This is a genomic window from Goekera deserti (assembly GCF_010685995.1).
Taxonomy (GTDB): domain Bacteria; phylum Actinomycetota; class Actinomycetes; order Mycobacteriales; family Geodermatophilaceae; genus Goekera; species Goekera deserti.
Genome location: NZ_JAAGWK010000025.1, coordinates 44,931 through 62,054 on the forward strand (window position 1 = coordinate 44,931; position 17,124 = coordinate 62,054).

General features: G+C 74.8%; 9 protein-coding genes. 7 read left to right on the top strand and 2 right to left on the bottom strand.

All coding sequences use genetic code 11. The annotated features are described in order from the left end of the window. Positions 1-94 precede the first annotated feature (94 nt). The 5 genes from G1H19_RS24690 (at position 95) to ilvC (ending at position 9,566) form a co-directional block, all read left to right on the top strand. Entirely contained in the window at positions 95-2,875 is a 2,781-nt protein-coding gene (locus tag G1H19_RS24690) for a GGDEF domain-containing phosphodiesterase (RefSeq protein ID WP_162393500.1), read from the top strand. Beyond that, the gene (locus tag G1H19_RS24695; protein ID WP_152728258.1) at positions 2,872-5,625 is read left to right on the top strand and encodes a putative bifunctional diguanylate cyclase/phosphodiesterase; all 2,754 of its coding nucleotides are present in this window, start codon (positions 2,872-2,874) and stop codon (positions 5,623-5,625) included. Before G1H19_RS24690 ends, G1H19_RS24695 begins: the two co-directional genes overlap by 4 nt. A gap of 239 nt (positions 5,626-5,864) precedes the next feature. Further along, positions 5,865-7,802 carry an acetolactate synthase large subunit gene (locus tag G1H19_RS17235; RefSeq protein WP_152728256.1) on the top strand — a complete coding sequence of 646 codons (1,938 nt, stop codon included), beginning with the start codon at positions 5,865-5,867 and terminating at the stop codon, positions 7,800-7,802. Positions 7,803-7,888: 86 nt separating this feature from the next. Next, positions 7,889-8,416 carry an acetolactate synthase small subunit gene (ilvN, locus tag G1H19_RS17240; protein ID WP_152728254.1) on the top strand — a complete coding sequence of 176 codons (528 nt, stop codon included), beginning with the start codon at positions 7,889-7,891 and terminating at the stop codon, positions 8,414-8,416. Between the two features lie 121 nt (positions 8,417-8,537). Continuing rightward, positions 8,538-9,566, top strand: coding sequence for a ketol-acid reductoisomerase (ilvC, locus tag G1H19_RS17245; protein WP_152728252.1), 1,029 nt, complete (start codon positions 8,538-8,540; stop codon positions 9,564-9,566). 139 nt (positions 9,567-9,705) lie between these two features. On the opposite strand, the gene G1H19_RS22700 is transcribed toward ilvC, so the two are convergent. After that, positions 9,706-10,362, bottom strand: coding sequence for a hypothetical protein (locus G1H19_RS22700; RefSeq protein WP_193616488.1), 657 nt, complete (start codon positions 10,360-10,362; stop codon positions 9,706-9,708). Between the two features lie 103 nt (positions 10,363-10,465). Continuing rightward, complete coding sequence (locus G1H19_RS17255) at positions 10,466-11,434, bottom strand: energy-coupling factor transporter transmembrane component T family protein (RefSeq protein WP_152728250.1); 969 nt, start codon at positions 11,432-11,434, stop codon at positions 10,466-10,468. Between the two features lie 186 nt (positions 11,435-11,620). Between G1H19_RS17255 and serA the strand changes: the two genes are divergently transcribed. Both serA and G1H19_RS17265 read left to right on the top strand, forming a co-directional pair. Then, positions 11,621-13,222 carry a phosphoglycerate dehydrogenase gene (serA, locus tag G1H19_RS17260; protein WP_235928336.1) on the top strand — a complete coding sequence of 534 codons (1,602 nt, stop codon included), beginning with the start codon at positions 11,621-11,623 and terminating at the stop codon, positions 13,220-13,222. 367 nt (positions 13,223-13,589) lie between these two features. Further along, positions 13,590-17,084, top strand: coding sequence for a S8 family serine peptidase (locus G1H19_RS17265; RefSeq protein WP_152728246.1), 3,495 nt, complete (start codon positions 13,590-13,592; stop codon positions 17,082-17,084). Positions 17,085-17,124: the final 40 nt, after the last annotated feature.

Here is a 17,124-nt window from a genome sequence, read left to right on the forward strand (position 1 = left end):
CCGCTGACCGGGTCGACCGGCGCGTGCGCCCCGAACGGGTGACTGTCCGCCGTCCGAGCTGCTCACGTGGCGTCAGCGAGCCGACACTCAGTGTGTGCACCCGAGCAGAGGGACCCTGGCGTGCCTCGGCGTGGCGGTCGCCGTCGTGGCCGGCAGTCCCGCGGTGCTGGCCCCGGCCGGCGCCGCGCTGGCCGGTCAACTGGTCGTGGTCGTCGTCGCCCTGGGCGCCGCGGTGGCGCTCTGGCGCGCCGGCGGGCGAGCCGTGGGCGGGCACCGGCGCGGCTGGCGCCTGCTCTCCGGGGCGGTGCTGACCGGGGTCGTCACCTCGACCGCGGAGCAGCTGCTCCGCGGTGCGGACGTGCTCCAGGCCGTCGACCCGCTGCGCGCCCTCGCCCCCGTCCCGGGCTCCGTGCTCGCCTGCCTCGGGCTGCTGAGCCTGCTCGGTCGCGTGCGTGCCCGGCGCACCGACGCCCGGCTCGTCGCCGAGATCGGCCTGTTCTACGCCGGCAGCGTCGTGCTGGCCCAGCTGTTCGTCGTGGCCCCGGCGGCCGGCCGGGGGCAGCTCGGCGTCCCCGGGCTGCTGTACGCGCAGCTGACCGTGCTCGCCGGCGCCGCCGTGCTGTCGGCCGGTCTCACGCTCATCGTCCGGACCCGCGGCGCCCGGCGCGCGCAGGCCGGCGTCGTCCTGCTCGCCCTCGCCCTGCTCGGTGGCGCCGACGGGCTGGCGACCGTGTTCGCCGAGGGCGTCCCCGCCGGTGCGACGCTCACGGCCCTCAGCCGCGTCCTGGACGTCACCGGCCTGCTCCTGCTGGCCCGGGCGGCAGCCTGCCGCGCGGTGCTCCGCCAGCCGGCGACCGCCGACCCGGCCGTGGACCCCAGCGCGGACTCCCCGGTCAGCCAGCGGCTGGGCCAGGTCGGTGAGCTGCTGCCCTACGCGGTGACCGTCGTCGCGGCCGTGGCCCTGGTGACCACCACCGCCCTCGGCCGGCCGCCGGCGGCGTCCACCGTGGCCGCGGCCCTCGCCTGCGTGGTGCTCGCCGCGGTGCACCGGTGGGCGACGGCCCGCCAGGAGATCGCCCTGACCACCCGGCTGCGCCGCAGCGAGGCGCACTTCCGGTCACTCGTCCGCTCGAACACCGACGGCGTCCTGCTCCTGGACGGCGACGGGGTGGTCCTGTGGGCCGCCCCCTCCATCCTCGCGCCGTCGGGCGCCGACCCCGCCACCGTCGTGGGGCGGCGCCTGCTGGACGCCGTGCACCCGGACGACGTCCCCGCGCTGTCCGGCTGGCTGTCGACGCCCGACCCCGGCGCCGGGCAGGCGACCGGGCTGCACGCGTTCCGGCTGCCGCGTGCCGACGGCGGTCAGGTGCACCTGGAGGCCAGCGCGACCGACCTGCGCGCCGACCCCGACGTGCGCGCGGTGGTGCTGCACTGCCGGGACGTCACCGCCCGGGTGGAGCGGGAGACCGAGCTGACCGCCCTGGCCTACACCGACGCGGTCACCGGGCTGCCCAACCGTGCCGCCCTGGCCGTCGCGCTCACCGCGGCGCTCGAGGCCGTGCCGGCGGTCGAGCTGACCGCCGCCGCCGTCGACCCGCCCACCGACGACACCGACGACGACGAGGAGCCCGACCCGTCGTCCGGCCCACCGGCGGCGGACGGGTCTGCCACGCTGCTGCTGCTGGAGCTGGTCGGGCTGGGCGAGGCCCGCACCGCACTGGGGCGCGCCGGCGTCGACGTCGCGGTCGCCGAGGTCGGCGCCCGGTTGCGCGGCGTCCTGCGCACCGACGACGTCGTCGCCCGCTTCTCCGAGCAGGTGTTCGCCGTCCTGGCGCACGGCACCGCGGCCGAGGGCGAGCGGGTGGCCGCCCGCTGCCTGTCGGTGGTCGACCAGCCGATCAGCACTCCGCTCGGCCCGCTGGACCTGGCCGGCGACGTCGGGCTGGCCGCCCTGCGCCCCGGGCAGGGCATCGAGGAGCTGGTGCAGCTGGCCGACCTGGCGCTGGCCGCGGCGGCCGAGGCGGGCCCCGGCGTGGTCCGGCAGGCCACGGCCTCGCTGCTTGCTGCCCGTGACCGCCGGGACCTGCTGCTGCGCGACCTCGTCGGCGCGCGGGCCCGGGGCGAGCTCGGCGTGGTCTACCAGCCGATCGTGTCCGTCGCCGAGCACCGGATCACCGGCGCCGAGGCGCTGGTGCGCTGGACGCACCCGCTGCTGGGCGAGATCCCGCCGGAGGAGTTCCTGCCGATCGCCGAGCGTGCCGGTGTGCTGGCCGACCTGGAGCGCTGGGTGCTCGCCGAGGCCGCGACCGCCGCGGCCTCCCTGCCGGACGTCGGCGGGCCGCTGCGGATGGGCGTCGACGTCTCGGCCGGCCACGTGGCCACCGGGATGCTGGTCGGTCACGTGTCCGCCGCCCTGGCCCGCAGCGGGCTGGCGCCCGAGCGGCTCGTCGTCGAGGTGTCCGAGGCCGCGGTCACCGCCGACGGCGACCGGTTGCGCACCGAGTTCGACGCGCTGCGGCTGATGGGCGTGCGGGTCGGCCTGGACGGCTTCGGCGCGCACACCTCGGGGCTGTCCCACCTCACCCGGCTGCCCCTGGACCTGCTCAAGATCGACCGCAGCTTCCTCACCCGCATCGACCGCGACGCGACCACCCGGGCGCTGTGCGAGTCGACGATCCGGGTCTCCCAGGCGCTGGGCTTCGACGTCGTCGCGGTGGGCGTGGAGTCCCCCAGCGAGCTCGCCGTGCTCGGCCAGCTGGGCTGCGGCTCCGCCCAGGGCCGGCTGCTGGCCCGGCCGATGGCGCTGTCGGCGCTGCACGCGCTGGTGGAGGAGCGTGCCGGGCTGCTGTGGCCGGGCCTGGTCGGCCGGTCGTGACCGGGCCCGCCACCGAGCGGGCCGCCGTGCTCCGCAGCGTGCTGGGCCTGCTCGGCGTCGCCGCGGTCCTGCTGTGCGTGCTGCAGGTCGCGGCACCCGCGCGGACGGCCGACGCCGGCCCCGCCGTGCTCGCCGTCGCCTGCTGGGCGGTGGCCGCGGCCCTCGCCCGGCGTGCCCCGTCGTCGCGGGCCGTCCCGGCCCGGTCCGGCACGGCCCTGGCCGTCGCCCTGATGGGTGTCGGGCTGGGCGTGAGCGCCGCGCTCGGTGCCGGCGTCCCCGACGGGTCGACCGGCTGGCTCGACCTGCCGCTGGTGCTCGCCCTGCTGCTGGCGCTGGTCGCCTGTGGTCGGCTGGTGGGCCGCGCCCCGCGCCCACGGATCGGTTCACGGGTGCTGCTCGACGCCGCGGCGGCCGCCCTGGCCGGCGGCGTGCTGGTCGAGCTGTTGGTCTCCGGCGCGGTGCCCGCGGCCGGCGCCGCCACCGGGGTGCTGGTGGAGATCGGGCACCCCGTGGTCGGTGCCGTGCTGGTGGCCCTCGTCGTGGTCGTGCTCACCGCCACGCCGCGGGGCAGCCGGGCGGGCGCCCGGTGGCTGCTCACCGCACTCGTCGCGCTGACGGTGGTCGCCGTCAGCGGCGCCCTGGGCGGGGTCGACAGCGGGCTGGACCTGGTGGCCGGGCTCGCCTGGCTGGGGGCGCTGGCCGCGGGGCTGCTCGCCGCCGTCCACCGTCCCGGCGCCGCGCGGCAGGGCACGCCGCGGCCGGTCGGCGGGGCTCCGGCCACGCTGCCGCCGTCCGGGATCGTGCTCGGCCACGGCGCGTGCGCGGTGCTGGTGCTCCCGGTCCTCGCCGGCCCGGCCGCCGGGTACCCGGTGGACGCCGCTGCGGCCGCGGGCGCGGCGCTGCTGCTGGTGGTGACGCTGGTCCGCAGCCTGCTCCGGGCGGCCGACGGCGACCGCCTGGCCCGGCAGCTGGTGCACACCGAGGCGCACTTCCGCAGCCTGGTGCAGCACTCCTCGGACATGACCGTGGTGCTCGACGCCACCGGGCGGGTGAGCTGGGTGTCCAGCGCCGTCGCGACGCAGCTCGGCTGGTCGGCCCGGGAGCTGTGCGGGCGCGCCCTGGTCGACCTCGTGCACGCCGAGGACCGGCCGGCGCTGCGCCCGGTGGTCGGCGGCGCGCCCGGACCGGGGGGCACGGTGCACCTGCGGGTCCGGACCCGGCAGGGCGCCTGGCGCGAGCTCGAGGGCTCCTGGGCAGGGCGGCCCACCGGGCCCGCCGCGGACGGCCCGCGCGGGGCGGCGGACGGCGACGCCGGCGACACCGTGCTCTCCCTGCGGGACGTCACCGAACGCCGCAGCACCCAGCGCCGGCTGGAACAGCTGGCCTACACCGACCACCTGACCGGGCTGGCCAACCGCCCCCGGTTCGAGACCGCGCTCACCGCCTCCTGGGCCCGGCTCGCCGAGGGCTCGGCCGGCTGCGTGCTGCTGCTGGACCTGGACGGCTTCAAGGCCGTCAACGACGTCGCCGGGCACCACGCCGGGGACCGGCTGCTCGTCGAGGTGGCCGACCGGCTGCGGGCCGTCGTGCGGGACCGCGACCTGGTGGCCCGCCTCGGTGGGGACGAGTTCGCCGTCCTGGTGCACGCCGGGATCACAGAGGCGACCGCGCTCGGCGAGCGGGTCGTCGCCGCCCTGGACGGCGGCTACCGGCTGGACGGCGCCGATGACGACGGCCGGCCGCTGCAGTTCGCCGTCTCCTGCAGCGGTGGGGTGGCCGCGCTGGGCGCCGACCGGGACGCCGCGACCGCCGTCCGGCAGGCGGACTCCGCGCTGCGCGCGGCGAAGGCCGCGGGCAAGACGTGCGTGCGGGTGCACGCCGACACCGTGGACAGCGCCACCGGCCGGCGCACCCGGCTGGTCCGTGACCTGCCCGAGGCGCTGGCCCACGGGGAGCTGCAGCTGGCCTACCAGCCGGTCGCCGGGATCGAGCAGCGCGCGGTGCTGGGCGTGGAGGCGCTGATCCGCTGGGAGCACCCGACGCTGGGTGCCGTGCTGCCGCACGAGTTCGTCGGCCTGGCCGAGGAGGACGGCATGATCGTGCCCCTGCAGCGCTGGGTGCTGGAGCAGGCGACCCGGGACCTGGCCGGGTGGCTGGCCGAGGGCCGCGACCTGCAGCTGGGCGTGAACATCTCCGTGCGGCACCTGCAGGCCGGCTGCCTGGTCGAGGACGTGGAGGCCGCGCTGGAGCGCGCGTCGCTGCCGGCCCGCCGGCTCATGGTCGAGCTGACCGAGTCCATGCTGCTGGACGACAACGAGCGGACCCGGGCCGAGGTGGCCCGGCTGCGTGCCACCGGCTGCGTGATCTCGCTGGACGACTTCGGTCGCGGGTCCTCCTCCTTCGGGCACCTCGCCGGCTCCCCGGTGGACGTGATCAAGATGGACCGCGCCTTCACCGCCGGGGTGGACACCGACCCGCGCCGCGCCGTCGTCGTCCAGGGCGTGGTGGACATCGGCCGCCGGCTCGGCATCGACGTCGTCGGGGGAGGGGTGGAGACCGCCGACCAGCTGGCGGCACTGCGGGCGATCGGCTGCCTGTTCGTCCAGGGCTGGCTGATCGGGCGCCCGGTGCCGGCCGCCGAGCTGCCCGCGATGCTGGACGGGTTCGACCCGGCGGTGCTGGACGGCGCGCCGGTGAGGACGGTCGACGGTGCGGTCACGACCTCCCGGGCGCTGCCCGTACCGGGCTGACCGTCCCACGTACGGGTACCACTCGTCCCACTCTGCGGGACGAGTCGGTTGACGCCGGGCCGGGGGGAGCGCATGGTGTGCATGTGCTCCACGCCCGCACCCTCGTAGTCATCGACTAGCGCGCCGGTCCGACGACCGACGCGCCGACCCCTCCGTGCCCCGGGCACGAGGGGTTTTTTGTTGCCACGAGACCCGGCGCACACCGCACGCCCGCCCTGCAGCCTCAGGAGTTCATCCAGATGAGCACCACCACGCCCGTGACCCCGGCCCCGACCCCCGCCGTCCAGGCCGCCGCCCCGGTCGCCGGTGACGTCCGCGAGGCGCCGTCGGCTGCTGCGGCCGTCGCCACGCTCGGCGTGGAGACGACCACCCGCACGCCCCGCGAGATGGCCGCCGAGCCGGTCACCGGCATCACCGGCGCGCAGAGCCTGGTGCGCTCGCTGGAGGCGGTCGGCGTCGAGGTCGTCTTCGGCATCCCCGGCGGGGCGATCCTGCCGGCCTACGACCCGCTGTTCGACTCCGCGGTGCGGCACGTGCTGGTCCGGCATGAGCAGGGCGGCGGCCACGCGGCCACCGGGTACGCGCAGGCCACCGGCAAGGTGGGCGTCTGCATGGCCACCTCCGGCCCCGGCGCGACCAACCTGGTCACCCCGCTGGCCGACGCGCACATGGACTCCGTCCCGATCGTCGCCATCACCGGCCAGGTGCCCAGCGGCGCCATCGGCACCGACGCCTTCCAGGAGGCGGACATCCGCGGCATCACCATGCCGGTCACCAAGCACAACTTCCTGGTCACCTGCGCCGACGACATCCCGCAGCGGATCGCCGAGGCCTTCCACCTGGCCAGCACCGGGCGCCCCGGGCCGGTCCTGGTGGACATCCCCAAGGACGTGCTCCAGGCCACCACCGACTTCTCCTGGCCGCCGCGGCTGGACCTGCCCGGCTACAAGCCGACCACCCGCCCGCACAGCAAGCAGGTGCGCGAGGCCGCGGCGATGATCGCCGCCGCCCGCCAGCCGGTGCTCTACGTCGGCGGCGGCGTGCTCAAGGCCGGCGCGTCCCAGGTGCTGGCAGAGCTGGCCGAGCTGACCGGCGCGCCGGTGGTGACCACGCTGATGGCCCGCGGTGTCTTCCCGGACAGCCACCCGCTGAACATCGGCATGCCCGGCATGCACGGCAACGTCACCGCGGTCACGGCGTTGCAGAAGGCCGACCTGCTCATCGCGCTGGGCACCCGCTTCGACGACCGGGTGACCGGCAACCTCGACTCGTTCGCCCCGCACGCCAAGGTCGTGCACGCCGACATCGACCCGGCCGAGATCGGCAAGAACCGCGTCGCCGACGTCCCGATCGTGGGGGACGCCAAGGAGACGATCACCGAGCTGGTCGCCGCCCTGCAGGCCCTGCGCGGCACCGGCCCGGTGGCGGACCTGTCCGCCTGGTGGGCCCAGCTGCACCGCTGGCAGGCGACCTACCCGCTCGGCTACGACTGGCCCGAGGACGGCTCGCTGGCCCCGCAGTACGTGATCGAGCGGCTCAGCGCGATCGTCGGCCCGGACGCCGTCTACGCCTCCGGTGTCGGCCAGCACCAGATGTGGGCCGCCCAGTTCGTGCAGTATGAGAAGCCCGGCACCTGGCTGAACAGCGGTGGCCTGGGCACGATGGGGTACGCCGTGCCCGCCGCCATGGGCGCCAAGTACGGCCTGCCCGATACCACGGTGTGGGCGATCGACGGCGACGGCTGCTTCCAGATGACCAACCAGGAGCTGGCCACCTGCGCGATCGAGGGCATCCCGATCAAGGTCGCCGTGATCAACAACGGCAACCTCGGCATGGTCCGCCAGTGGCAGACCCTGTTCTACGAGGGCCGGTACTCCAACACGCACCTGAGCACCCACGGCAGCAAGGCCGACGCCGGCACCCCGCGCTCGGTGCGCATCCCGGACTTCGTCGCCCTGGCCGAGGCGCTGGGCTGCGTGGGGCTGCGCTGCGAGACCCGCGAGGACGTCGACGCCACGATCGAGAAGGCGATGGCGATCAACGACCGCCCGGTGGTGGTCGACTTCATCGTCGGCGCCGACGCCCAGGTGTGGCCGATGGTGGCCGCCGGCTCCAGCAACGACGACATCCTCGCCGCGCGCGACGTGCGACCCGTCTTCGGGGAGAACCAGGTGTAAGGACCCCCTCTCCCCCCACCACGCGCTCCGCACGCGGCGGGCCCCTGAGAGGGGGCCGAACCGCCCAGACGAAGAGGTACCCCTTCATGACCAGGCACACGCTGTCCGTGCTGGTGGAGAACAACCCCGGGGTGTTGGCGCGGGTGTCGGCGCTGTTCAGCCGGCGGGCGTTCAACATCGAGTCGCTGGCCGTCGGACCCACCGAGAACCCCGACCTCTCCCGGATGACGATCGTCGTCGACGCGGAGTCCGCGCCGCTGGAGCAGATCACCAAGCAGCTGAACAAGCTGATCGAGGTGATCAAGATCGTGGAACTCGAGGAAGGTGCCGCCGTCCAGCGCGAACTGCTGCTGGTCAAGGTGCGCGCACCGCTCGCCGACCGCACCCAGGTGCTGCAGACCGCCGAGCTCTTCCGCGCCCGCGTCATCGACGTCAACACCGACACGGTGAGCCTGGAGGCGACCGGCACGCCGGAGAAGCTCCAGGCCCTGCTCGCCGTCCTCGCCCCGCTGGGGATCAAGGAGATGGCCCAGTCCGGCACCGTCGCGCTGGGCCGGGGTCCCCGGTCGATGTCCGGCGCCGGTACCTTGCGCCCCGTCGACCGCACCGCCTGACGAAGGACCTCGTCGCCCCACGACGCACGCCGTGCGCCGCGGGACCCTCCGACGAGGCCGACCCAGCACCTCACCGCACGCTTTATCGCGATAAAGCACAGACGAAGGGACCCACCACCGCATGGCCGCCGAGATCTTCTACGACGACGACGCCGACCTCTCGATCATCCAGGGGCGCACCGTCGCCGTCCTGGGCTACGGCAGCCAGGGTCATGCGCACGCGCTGTCGCTGCGCGACTCGGGGGTCGACGTCCGTGTCGGCCTGCCCGAGGGCAGCACGAGCCGCCCCAAGGCCGAGGCCGAGGGCCTGCGCGTGCTCACGCCCGGCGAGGCCGCGGCCGAGGCCGACCTGATCATGATCCTGGCGCCGGACCACGTGCAGCGCACGCTCTACGCCGAGTCCGTCGAGCCCAACCTGCAGGACGGCGACGCGCTGTTCTTCGGCCACGGCTTCAACATCCGCTTCGGCTACATCAAGCCCCCGGCCGGCGTCGACGTCGCCATGGTCGCCCCCAAGGGCCCCGGCCACCTCGTGCGCCGCGAGTTCAGCGACGGCAAGGGCGTGCCGTGCCTGATCGCCGTCGAGCAGGACGCCAGCGGTGCCGCCCAGGCGCTCGCGCTCTCCTACGCCAAGGGCATCGGCGGCACCCGGGCCGGCGTCATCAGGACCACGTTCACCGAGGAGACCGAGACCGACCTGTTCGGTGAGCAGGCCGTGCTCTGCGGCGGCATGTCGGCGCTGGTGACCGCGGGCTTCGAGACCCTCACCGAGGCCGGGTACCAGCCCGAGATCGCCTACTTCGAGTGCCTGCACGAGCTCAAGCTGATCGTCGACCTGATGTACGAGGGCGGCATCGCCAAGCAGCGCTGGTCGGTGTCGGACACCGCCGAGTACGGCGACTACACCTCCGGCCCCAAGGTCGTCGACGCGCGGGTCAAGGAGACGATGAAGGAGGTCCTCGGCGCGATCCAGGACGGCACCTGGGCCGCCGGGTTCATCGCCGACCAGGACGCCGGAGCACCGGACTTCAAGGCCAAGCGGGCCGCCGCCGAGGCGCACCCCATCGAGGAGACCGGCCGCCAGCTGCGCGGGCTGATGAGCTGGGTGTCCTCGACCGACGACTACACCGGCACCGCCACCCGCAGCTGACGGGACCCCCGTCCTCCTCGCTCCCCGCAGCCCGGAGCGAGGATCGGGACGGGGCCCGCGGACGACAGCAGCCCCACGCACCGGACGGTGCGTGGGGCTGCTGTCGTCGTGCTCCGGGTGGCCGCCCGGAGCGGGCGGGTCAGGAGGTGCCGCGGCCGGCGAACCAGGCGCTGTTCTGCCGGATGAACACCACGATGAGGATCGGGAGCACGAAGCCGAGGATCCCGCCGAACGCGGTACCGCCGCCGTCGACGAGCACCACGATGATCGACAGCACGTTGACCGCGATCGCGCCGTACGCAGCGTTGAGCAGCAGCTGCGGCGCCTGGCCGCGGATCACCTGGATGCCGCCGACCAGCATCGCCACGCCGACGACCAGCCCGAGCAGCGTCAGGATGCCGTAGAGCGGGCTGAGGTCGAAGGCGAAGCCGATCGCGAACAGGTTGAGCATGCTGATCGTGCCGATCACGATCCCGATGACGCCCGCGGCGGTCACCTGACCCGGCCGCTTGCCGGTCGGGGCGTCCCCGTAGCCGGCCGGGGCGCTCGGGTAACCGCCCGGACCCTGCGGTGCCTGGCCGTAGGGCGGCGGCTGCTGGCCGTACCCGCCGGCCTGCTGGCCGTACGGCGGGGGCTGCTGGCCGTACCCGCCGGCCTGCTGGCCGTAGGGCGGGGGCTGCTGCCCGTAGGCCGGAGGCTGCTGGCCGTAGGGCGGCTGCTGCCCGTAGCCCGGCTGCGGGCCCTGGCCTCCGCCCTGCTGGGAGTAGGGGTCCTCGCCGGACGTGGGGGTGGACATGGGAGATGAGCCTCCTGGGCCTGGTGGGGGACGGTCGTGCACGGTGACACGGTGCGGCGCTGCGCGCGACCCGGGCGGCTGCCCGGGGCGTGAGGGGGAGCGGTCAGGACCCCCGGTGCGCCCGGTGGGCGGCGTAGAAGCGCGCCGCGCTGCCGAGGCACAGCAGCACCACGATGGCCACGGCCATCGCGAAGAAGAGCAGGCTGAACAGCACGCCACCGGTGGTGGGGTCGTCGAAGCTGCCGAGCAGGCCCAGGCCGGTCGCGGCGATGCTGATCGAGCCGCCCACGAGCAGCAGCACGCGGCTGCGGCCGTTCAGCGCCCGCACCGAACCCCAGATCATCACCACGGTCCAGGCCAGCGCCATGAAGGCGAACAACACCAGCACGGCGGTGACGCCGTCGGTGAGGCCGTTCAGCCCCGGGATGTCGTCGAACTCCCCGGACGCGCCGCCGATGAAGGCCGCGCCGATGAACGAGAAGACGGTGACCAGCACGCCCAGGGCCCCGAACACGAAACCGAACACCGCCGCGGTCACCACCCCGGCCGGCTTGGCGGGCAGGGGGCCGTAGGGGGACTGGCCGTAGGGTGCCTGCCCGTAGCCGGCCTGCCCGTAGGCCGGCGCCTGCCCGTACCCGGCCTGTCCGTAGGCCGGGGCCCGCCCGTACCCGGCCTGGCCGTAGCCGGCGACCTGGCCGTGATCGGACTGGCCGTAGCTGTTCTGGCCGTAGCCGCTCTGCCCGTAGCCGCTCTGCCCGTAGCTGCTCTGCCCGTAGCTGCTCTGCCCGTAGCTGCTCTGGGCCTGGTCGCCCTGCTCGTACGGCGCCTGGCCGTAGCCCGCCTGCCCGTACTGCGTCCCGTAGCCGGGCTGCCCCTGCCCGTAGGCCGGCTCCTGCCCACCCGACTGCCCGTAGGCAGTGCTGCCCTGCCCGTACTGCTGCCCGTACGGCGCCGAGCCCTGCCCACCGGTCGCACCCGGGGTGCCCGTGTCGAAGGGGGTCGTCCAGCTGCGGTCGCCCCCGTCGCGCCCGCCGTCCGTGCGGGCCTGGTCGTCGTCCTGCTGGTTGCTCATGGTCCCCTCCGCGCAGCAGTCGGCGACTGCCGACCATGTGCCGCCAGGATGTCCGGCACAGCCCGTCCACGGCAAGCACAAGGCATCCGGTGGGGTGACCCGCGCGCCGGACGTCGTCCTCCGCGGTGCCCCGGCGTGTCGGACCGCCGCCGACCGGTGGACCCCGCGCTCCTAGGCTGTGCGGTCGTGACCTCGCCTGCGCCCGTCGTCCTGATCGCCGAAGAGCTCGCCCCCAGCGCCCTGGAGGTGCTCGGCGACGGCTTCGACGTCCGCCACGTGGACGGCGCCGACCGCTCGGCGCTGCTGCCCGCGCTCGCCGAGGCGCACGCGGTGATGATCCGCAGCGCCACGACGATCGACGCCGAGGCGCTGGCCGCTGCGCCGCTGCTCGAGGTGGTGGCGCGCGCGGGCATCGGGCTGGACAACGTGGACGTCGCGGCGGCGACCGCCCGGGGTGTCATGGTGGTCAACGCGCCGACCTCCAACATCGTCAGCGCCGCCGAGCACGCCGTGGCGCTGCTGCTCGCCGCGGCCCGCCGCATCCCGGCCGCGGACGCCTCGCTGCGCGCGGGCACCTGGAAGCGGTCGCAGTTCACCGGCGTCGAGGTCACCGAGAAGACCGTCGGCGTCGTCGGGCTCGGCCGGATCGGCGTGCTGGTCGCCCAGCGGCTGGCGGCCTTCGGCGTCACGCTGATCGCCTACGACCCCTACATCCAGCCCGGGCGGGCCCAGCAGCTCGGCGTGCGGATGGTCGGGCTGGACGAGCTGCTGCGCGAGTCGGACTTCATCACCGTCCACCTGCCGAAGACGCCGGAGACCCTCGGCCTGATCGGGGCCGACGAGCTGGCCACCACCAAGCGCGGGGTCATCCTGGTCAACGCCGCCCGCGGCGGCCTGGTGGACGAGGCCGCGCTGGCCGACGCGCTCCGGTCGGGTCAGGTCGGTGCCGCCGGCATCGACGTGTACGCCACGGAGCCGTGCACCGACAGCCCGCTGTTCGGGCTGCCGAACACCGTGGTCACCCCGCACCTGGGCGCCTCGACGTCCGAGGCGCAGGACAAGGCGGGCACCGCGGTGGCCCGCAGCGTGCGCCTGGCGCTGCAGGGCGACTTCGTGCCGGACGCCGTCAACGTGCAGGCCGGTGGGGTGGTGGCGCAGGAGGTACGCCCGGGCCTGCCGCTGGCGGAGAAGCTCGGCCGGGTGTTCAGCGCCGTCGCCGGTGGCCTGGCGCAGTCGCTGGCGGTGGAGGTGCTCGGCAAGCTCGCCGAGTTCGACGTCTCGGTGGTGCAGCTGGCCGTGCTCAAGGGCGTGTTCGCCGACGTGGTGGAGGAACCAGTCACCTACGTCAACGCCCCGCTGCTGGCCGGCTCCCGCGGGCTGGAGGTGTCGCTGACCTCGGACGTGGAGAGCCCGCACTACCGCAACCTGATCACCGTGCGCGGCACGATGGCCGACGGCGGCGAGGTGACCGTGTCCGGCACGCTCTACGGCAAGAACCAGGTGCCCCGGCTGACCGAGGTGGCCGGCTTCGAGATGGACCTGGAGGCCTCCGGTCACCTGCTCTTCTTCGTCTACGCCGATCGGCCGGGCGTGGTGGGCAGCGTGGGAGCCGCCCTCGGCGAGGCCGGCGTCAACATCGCCGGCGCGCAGGTCAGCCGGTCGACGCGGGGCGGCGAGGCGCTCATGGCGGTCACCGTGGACTCACCCGTCGGAAGCGACCTGCTGGCCGGGATCGCGGCCGGCATCGGCGCCCGCGAGGCGCGCGCCGTGGACCTCGACGCCGTCTGACCCGGCACGCGGGGACTCTGGTTGAGCGCTGTGCGAACGTGTCGAACGGCGTACCTGGGTAGGCCGTTCGGACCAGCTGTCACCTGCCTGTGAGCACCCGGGCGCACCTCTGGTCCCACCCGACCCTCCGTAGGGCCGAACGGCCCAGCGTCAGGCGCTCGGCGTGGGCCGGATGGCCTATTGGCCGTTAGCCGGGGCAAGGACCACCGTGATGGGGCCGCGCCCGGTGACCTCTGTCGCCGGGACGGCGCCGGCCGAGCCGGTGCCGGCGGCATCACCAGGCTCATCACTGACAGGGGTGCACGTGCGGTCGAGGACGACGAGTGAGAACCGGGCGGGACGCCGACGCGTCGTCGTCCGGGCGGGGGTGGTCGCGGTCGCCGCGGCCCTGACGGCCACCGGTGGCACGGGGACGGCTCTCGCCTCCCCGGACTCGGTGGCCCAGCGCGTGGCCGGGCAGGACGGCATCACGCTGACCGCTGCCCAGCGCGCGCAGGTGCAGCAGCAGATCGCCGCCCGCCGCACCGAGGGGCGTCCGGCCGGCCTGCCCGACAGCGGTCCGGCGTCCTTCTTCATCCAGCTGGACGCACCGGCGAGCGCGCAGGTGTACACCGACGCGCTCGCCCAGTCGGGCACCGCCGGTGCCGCCGTCGCGGCCGGTGACGCGCAGGCGGCCGCCGACGACGCAGCCGCCCGGCTCGTCGCGCAGCTGCCCGCCGCGGCACCGGACGCCTCGGTGCTCTACACGACCTCCACGGTGATGTCCGGCGTCGCGGTCACCGCCGACGTCAGCGACTACGAGGCGCTCAGCACCCTGGGCGGCGTCACCGCCGTGCACGCCATCACCCCGAAGAAGGCGAGCAACACCGGCGCCGCCGGCGTCGTGCAGGCCGTGCAGGCCTGGCAGGACCTCGGCAACACCGGCGAGGGCGTGTCGATCGGGATCATCGACACCGGCATCGACTACACGCACACCGACTTCGGCGGCAGCGGCGACACCGCGCAGTTCGCCGCGATCCAGGCGGCCGAGACGCAGCCCGCGCCGGCCGGCGTGTTCCCCAGCGCCAAGGTCGTCGGCGGGTACGACTTCGTCGGCGACAGCTACGACGCCGACCCGACCTCGCCGGCCTACCAGCCGATCGCGCAGCCCGACGTCAACCCGCTGGACTGCAACGGCCACGGCACGCACGTGGCCGGCACCGCGGCCGGCTTCGGCGTCAACGCCGACGGCAGCACCTACACCGGGGGCTACGGCAGCGGGTTCGACCCGGCTGCGCTGAAGATCGGCCCCGGCATGGCGCCGGCCGCCGACCTCTACGCGCTCAAGGTCTTCGGCTGCGAGGGTTCCACCGACGTCACGATCCAGGCCATCGACTGGGCCCTGGACCCCAACGGCGACGGCGACATCTCCGACCACCTCGACGTGGTCAACCTGTCCCTCGGCTCGGACTACGGCCTCGCCGACGACGCCGACGCCATGGCCGCCGAGGCCGCCTCGGCCGCCGGGATGCTCGTGGTCATGTCCGCCGGCAACGCCGGGGACAGCTATGACATCGGCGGCTCGCCGGGCAACGCCCCGCGCGGCATCGGCGTCGCCGCCACCAACGACGGCTACGGCGTCTTCGACGGCTGGCAGGTCACCGCGCCCGCCGGCCTGGTCGACGGCGTGCGGCCCGGGCTCCGCTCGGTCGCCTACCCGGACACCGACGAGGCCGGCGCCGTGCGCCCGGACCTCACCGGTGACCTGCTGGCCGCCCCGGCCGGCAACGAGGACGCCTGCGCACCGTTGCCCGCCGGGTACGCCACCGGCCGGGTGCTGCTGATCCAGGCCGCCGGCTTCGCCTGCGGCTCGGTCGCCAAGGGCACCAACGCCACCGACGCCGGAGCGATCGGCTTCGTCATCGCCGCCGACGACGACCTGCTGGAGACCGGCATCACCGGCGTGCCCACCATCCCGGGCATCCTGGTCCCGGCCACCGACGGCGCCGCGCTGACCACCGCCGTCACCGCCGGCCAGACCGTCACGGTCACCTTCGGGCCCAGCCTGAAGGACGCCGGGGTCGACGTCTCGCCCGAGCAGGTCGACCTCGCCGCCAGCTTCACCTCCCGCGGCACCCGCCAGGAGGACGGCGTCAAGCCCGACCTGGCCGCCCCCGGGGTCACGCTGTTCTCGGCCGCGGTCGGCTCCGGCAGTGCGGGCATCAGCGAGTCCGGCACCTCGATGGCGGCGCCGACCACCGCCGGGGTCACCGCGCTGGTCCGCGCCGCGCACCCGGACTGGACGGTGGAGGAGGTCAAGGCCGACCTGATGAACACCGCCGGCCACGACGTCTACACCGAGGAGGGCCAGAGCGGCGACGTGTACGGCCCCAACCGGGTCGGCGCCGGTCGCATCGACGCCGTGGACGCCCTGCAGAACGAGGTCCTCGCCTACGCCGAGGCCGGGTCGGGTGTCGTGTCGGCGTCCTTCGGCGTCGTCGAGGTGGCCCAGGAGCAGGTGCAGGCCGTCAAGACGATCACCGTGGACAACAAGGGCAGCTCGGCGGCGGTCTACCGGGTCGCCTACCAGGCGCTCGCCGAGCAGCCGGGCGTGCAGTACTCGCTGTCCGCCCAGCGCATCACCGTGCCGCCGGGCCAGTCCCGCGAGGTCACCGTGACGATGACCGCCACCAAGGACCAGCTGCGCAAGGTCGGTGACCCCACGCTGGTCACCGGCGACGGCCGCCAGTTCCTCGGTGAGGCCAGCGGCCGGGTCGTGCTCGACCCGGTCAACGGCAAGGGCAGCCAGCTGCGGGTGCCGGTGCACGCCAACGCCAAGCCCGCCTCGACCCTGACGTCGTCGGCGAGCGAGGACGGCTCCACCATCACCCTGACCGGCGACGGCGTGGCCAACGGCGAGGCCTACCAGCCCACCTCCTACACCTCCTTCGTCAACGGCTTCGAGCAGCTGGGCACCAGCCCGCAGCTGGAGAAGTGCACGACGGAGCTGCGCACGGACTGCTACAAGTCCGAGCTGGAGCGGTCGGTCGACCTCGCCACCGTGGGCGTCGCGTCCGACGTCGCCGCCTACGGCGACGACCCGGGCCTGTACTTCGCGGTCTCCTCGCACGGGATCTCCACGTCCCCGGAGACGGTCGTGAACTACGGCGTCTTCATCGACGCCGACGGCGACGGCGTCTGGGACTACCAGGTGACCACCACTCGGATCGCCGACTACGACCTGCCGCTGGTCGTCGTCACCGACCGGGACCTCAACCTGCTCCCCAGCAACGACGCCCCGTACACCGGTGCGCTGAACCTGGTCGACGGTGAGGTGGACACCAACACCTTCGACAGCGACGTCCAGCTGCTCGGGGTGCCGCTGTCGGCGATGCCCCTGGTCACCGGGCGGATCAGCTTCGGTGTCGAGGCGATCAGCGGGGTCTACGGCACGATCGACGACATCGGGACGGCGATCGGCGAGACCGGCCTGCCGGAGCTGACCACCCCGATGAGCTTCGACCCGCTGGCACCGGGGCTGACGTTCACCGACGAGGGCGGCAACCCGGCACTGCTCACCCCGGCGACCGACGGCACCACGCTGACGGTCACCCAGGACGCGGCGGCCTACGCCGCGGACGTCGCGGTGGGCGGGCCCAAGGGGGCGATGGTCGTGCTGGCGCACAACGACGCCGCCACCGGCCGGACGCAGTCGCTGCCGATCGTCGGGGCGACGGGCCAGCCCGCACCGCCGGTGACCGAGGCGCCGGTCGCCGACGCCCCGGCCGCCGACGCCCCGGTGGTCGACGCTCCGGTGGTCGAGGCGCCGGCCGGGGACGTCACCGCACCGGTCGTCCCGGCCGGGGGTGAGCCCACCGGCTGACCGCCGGCACGACCCGCAGCGCCACGGACGCCCCCCGCAC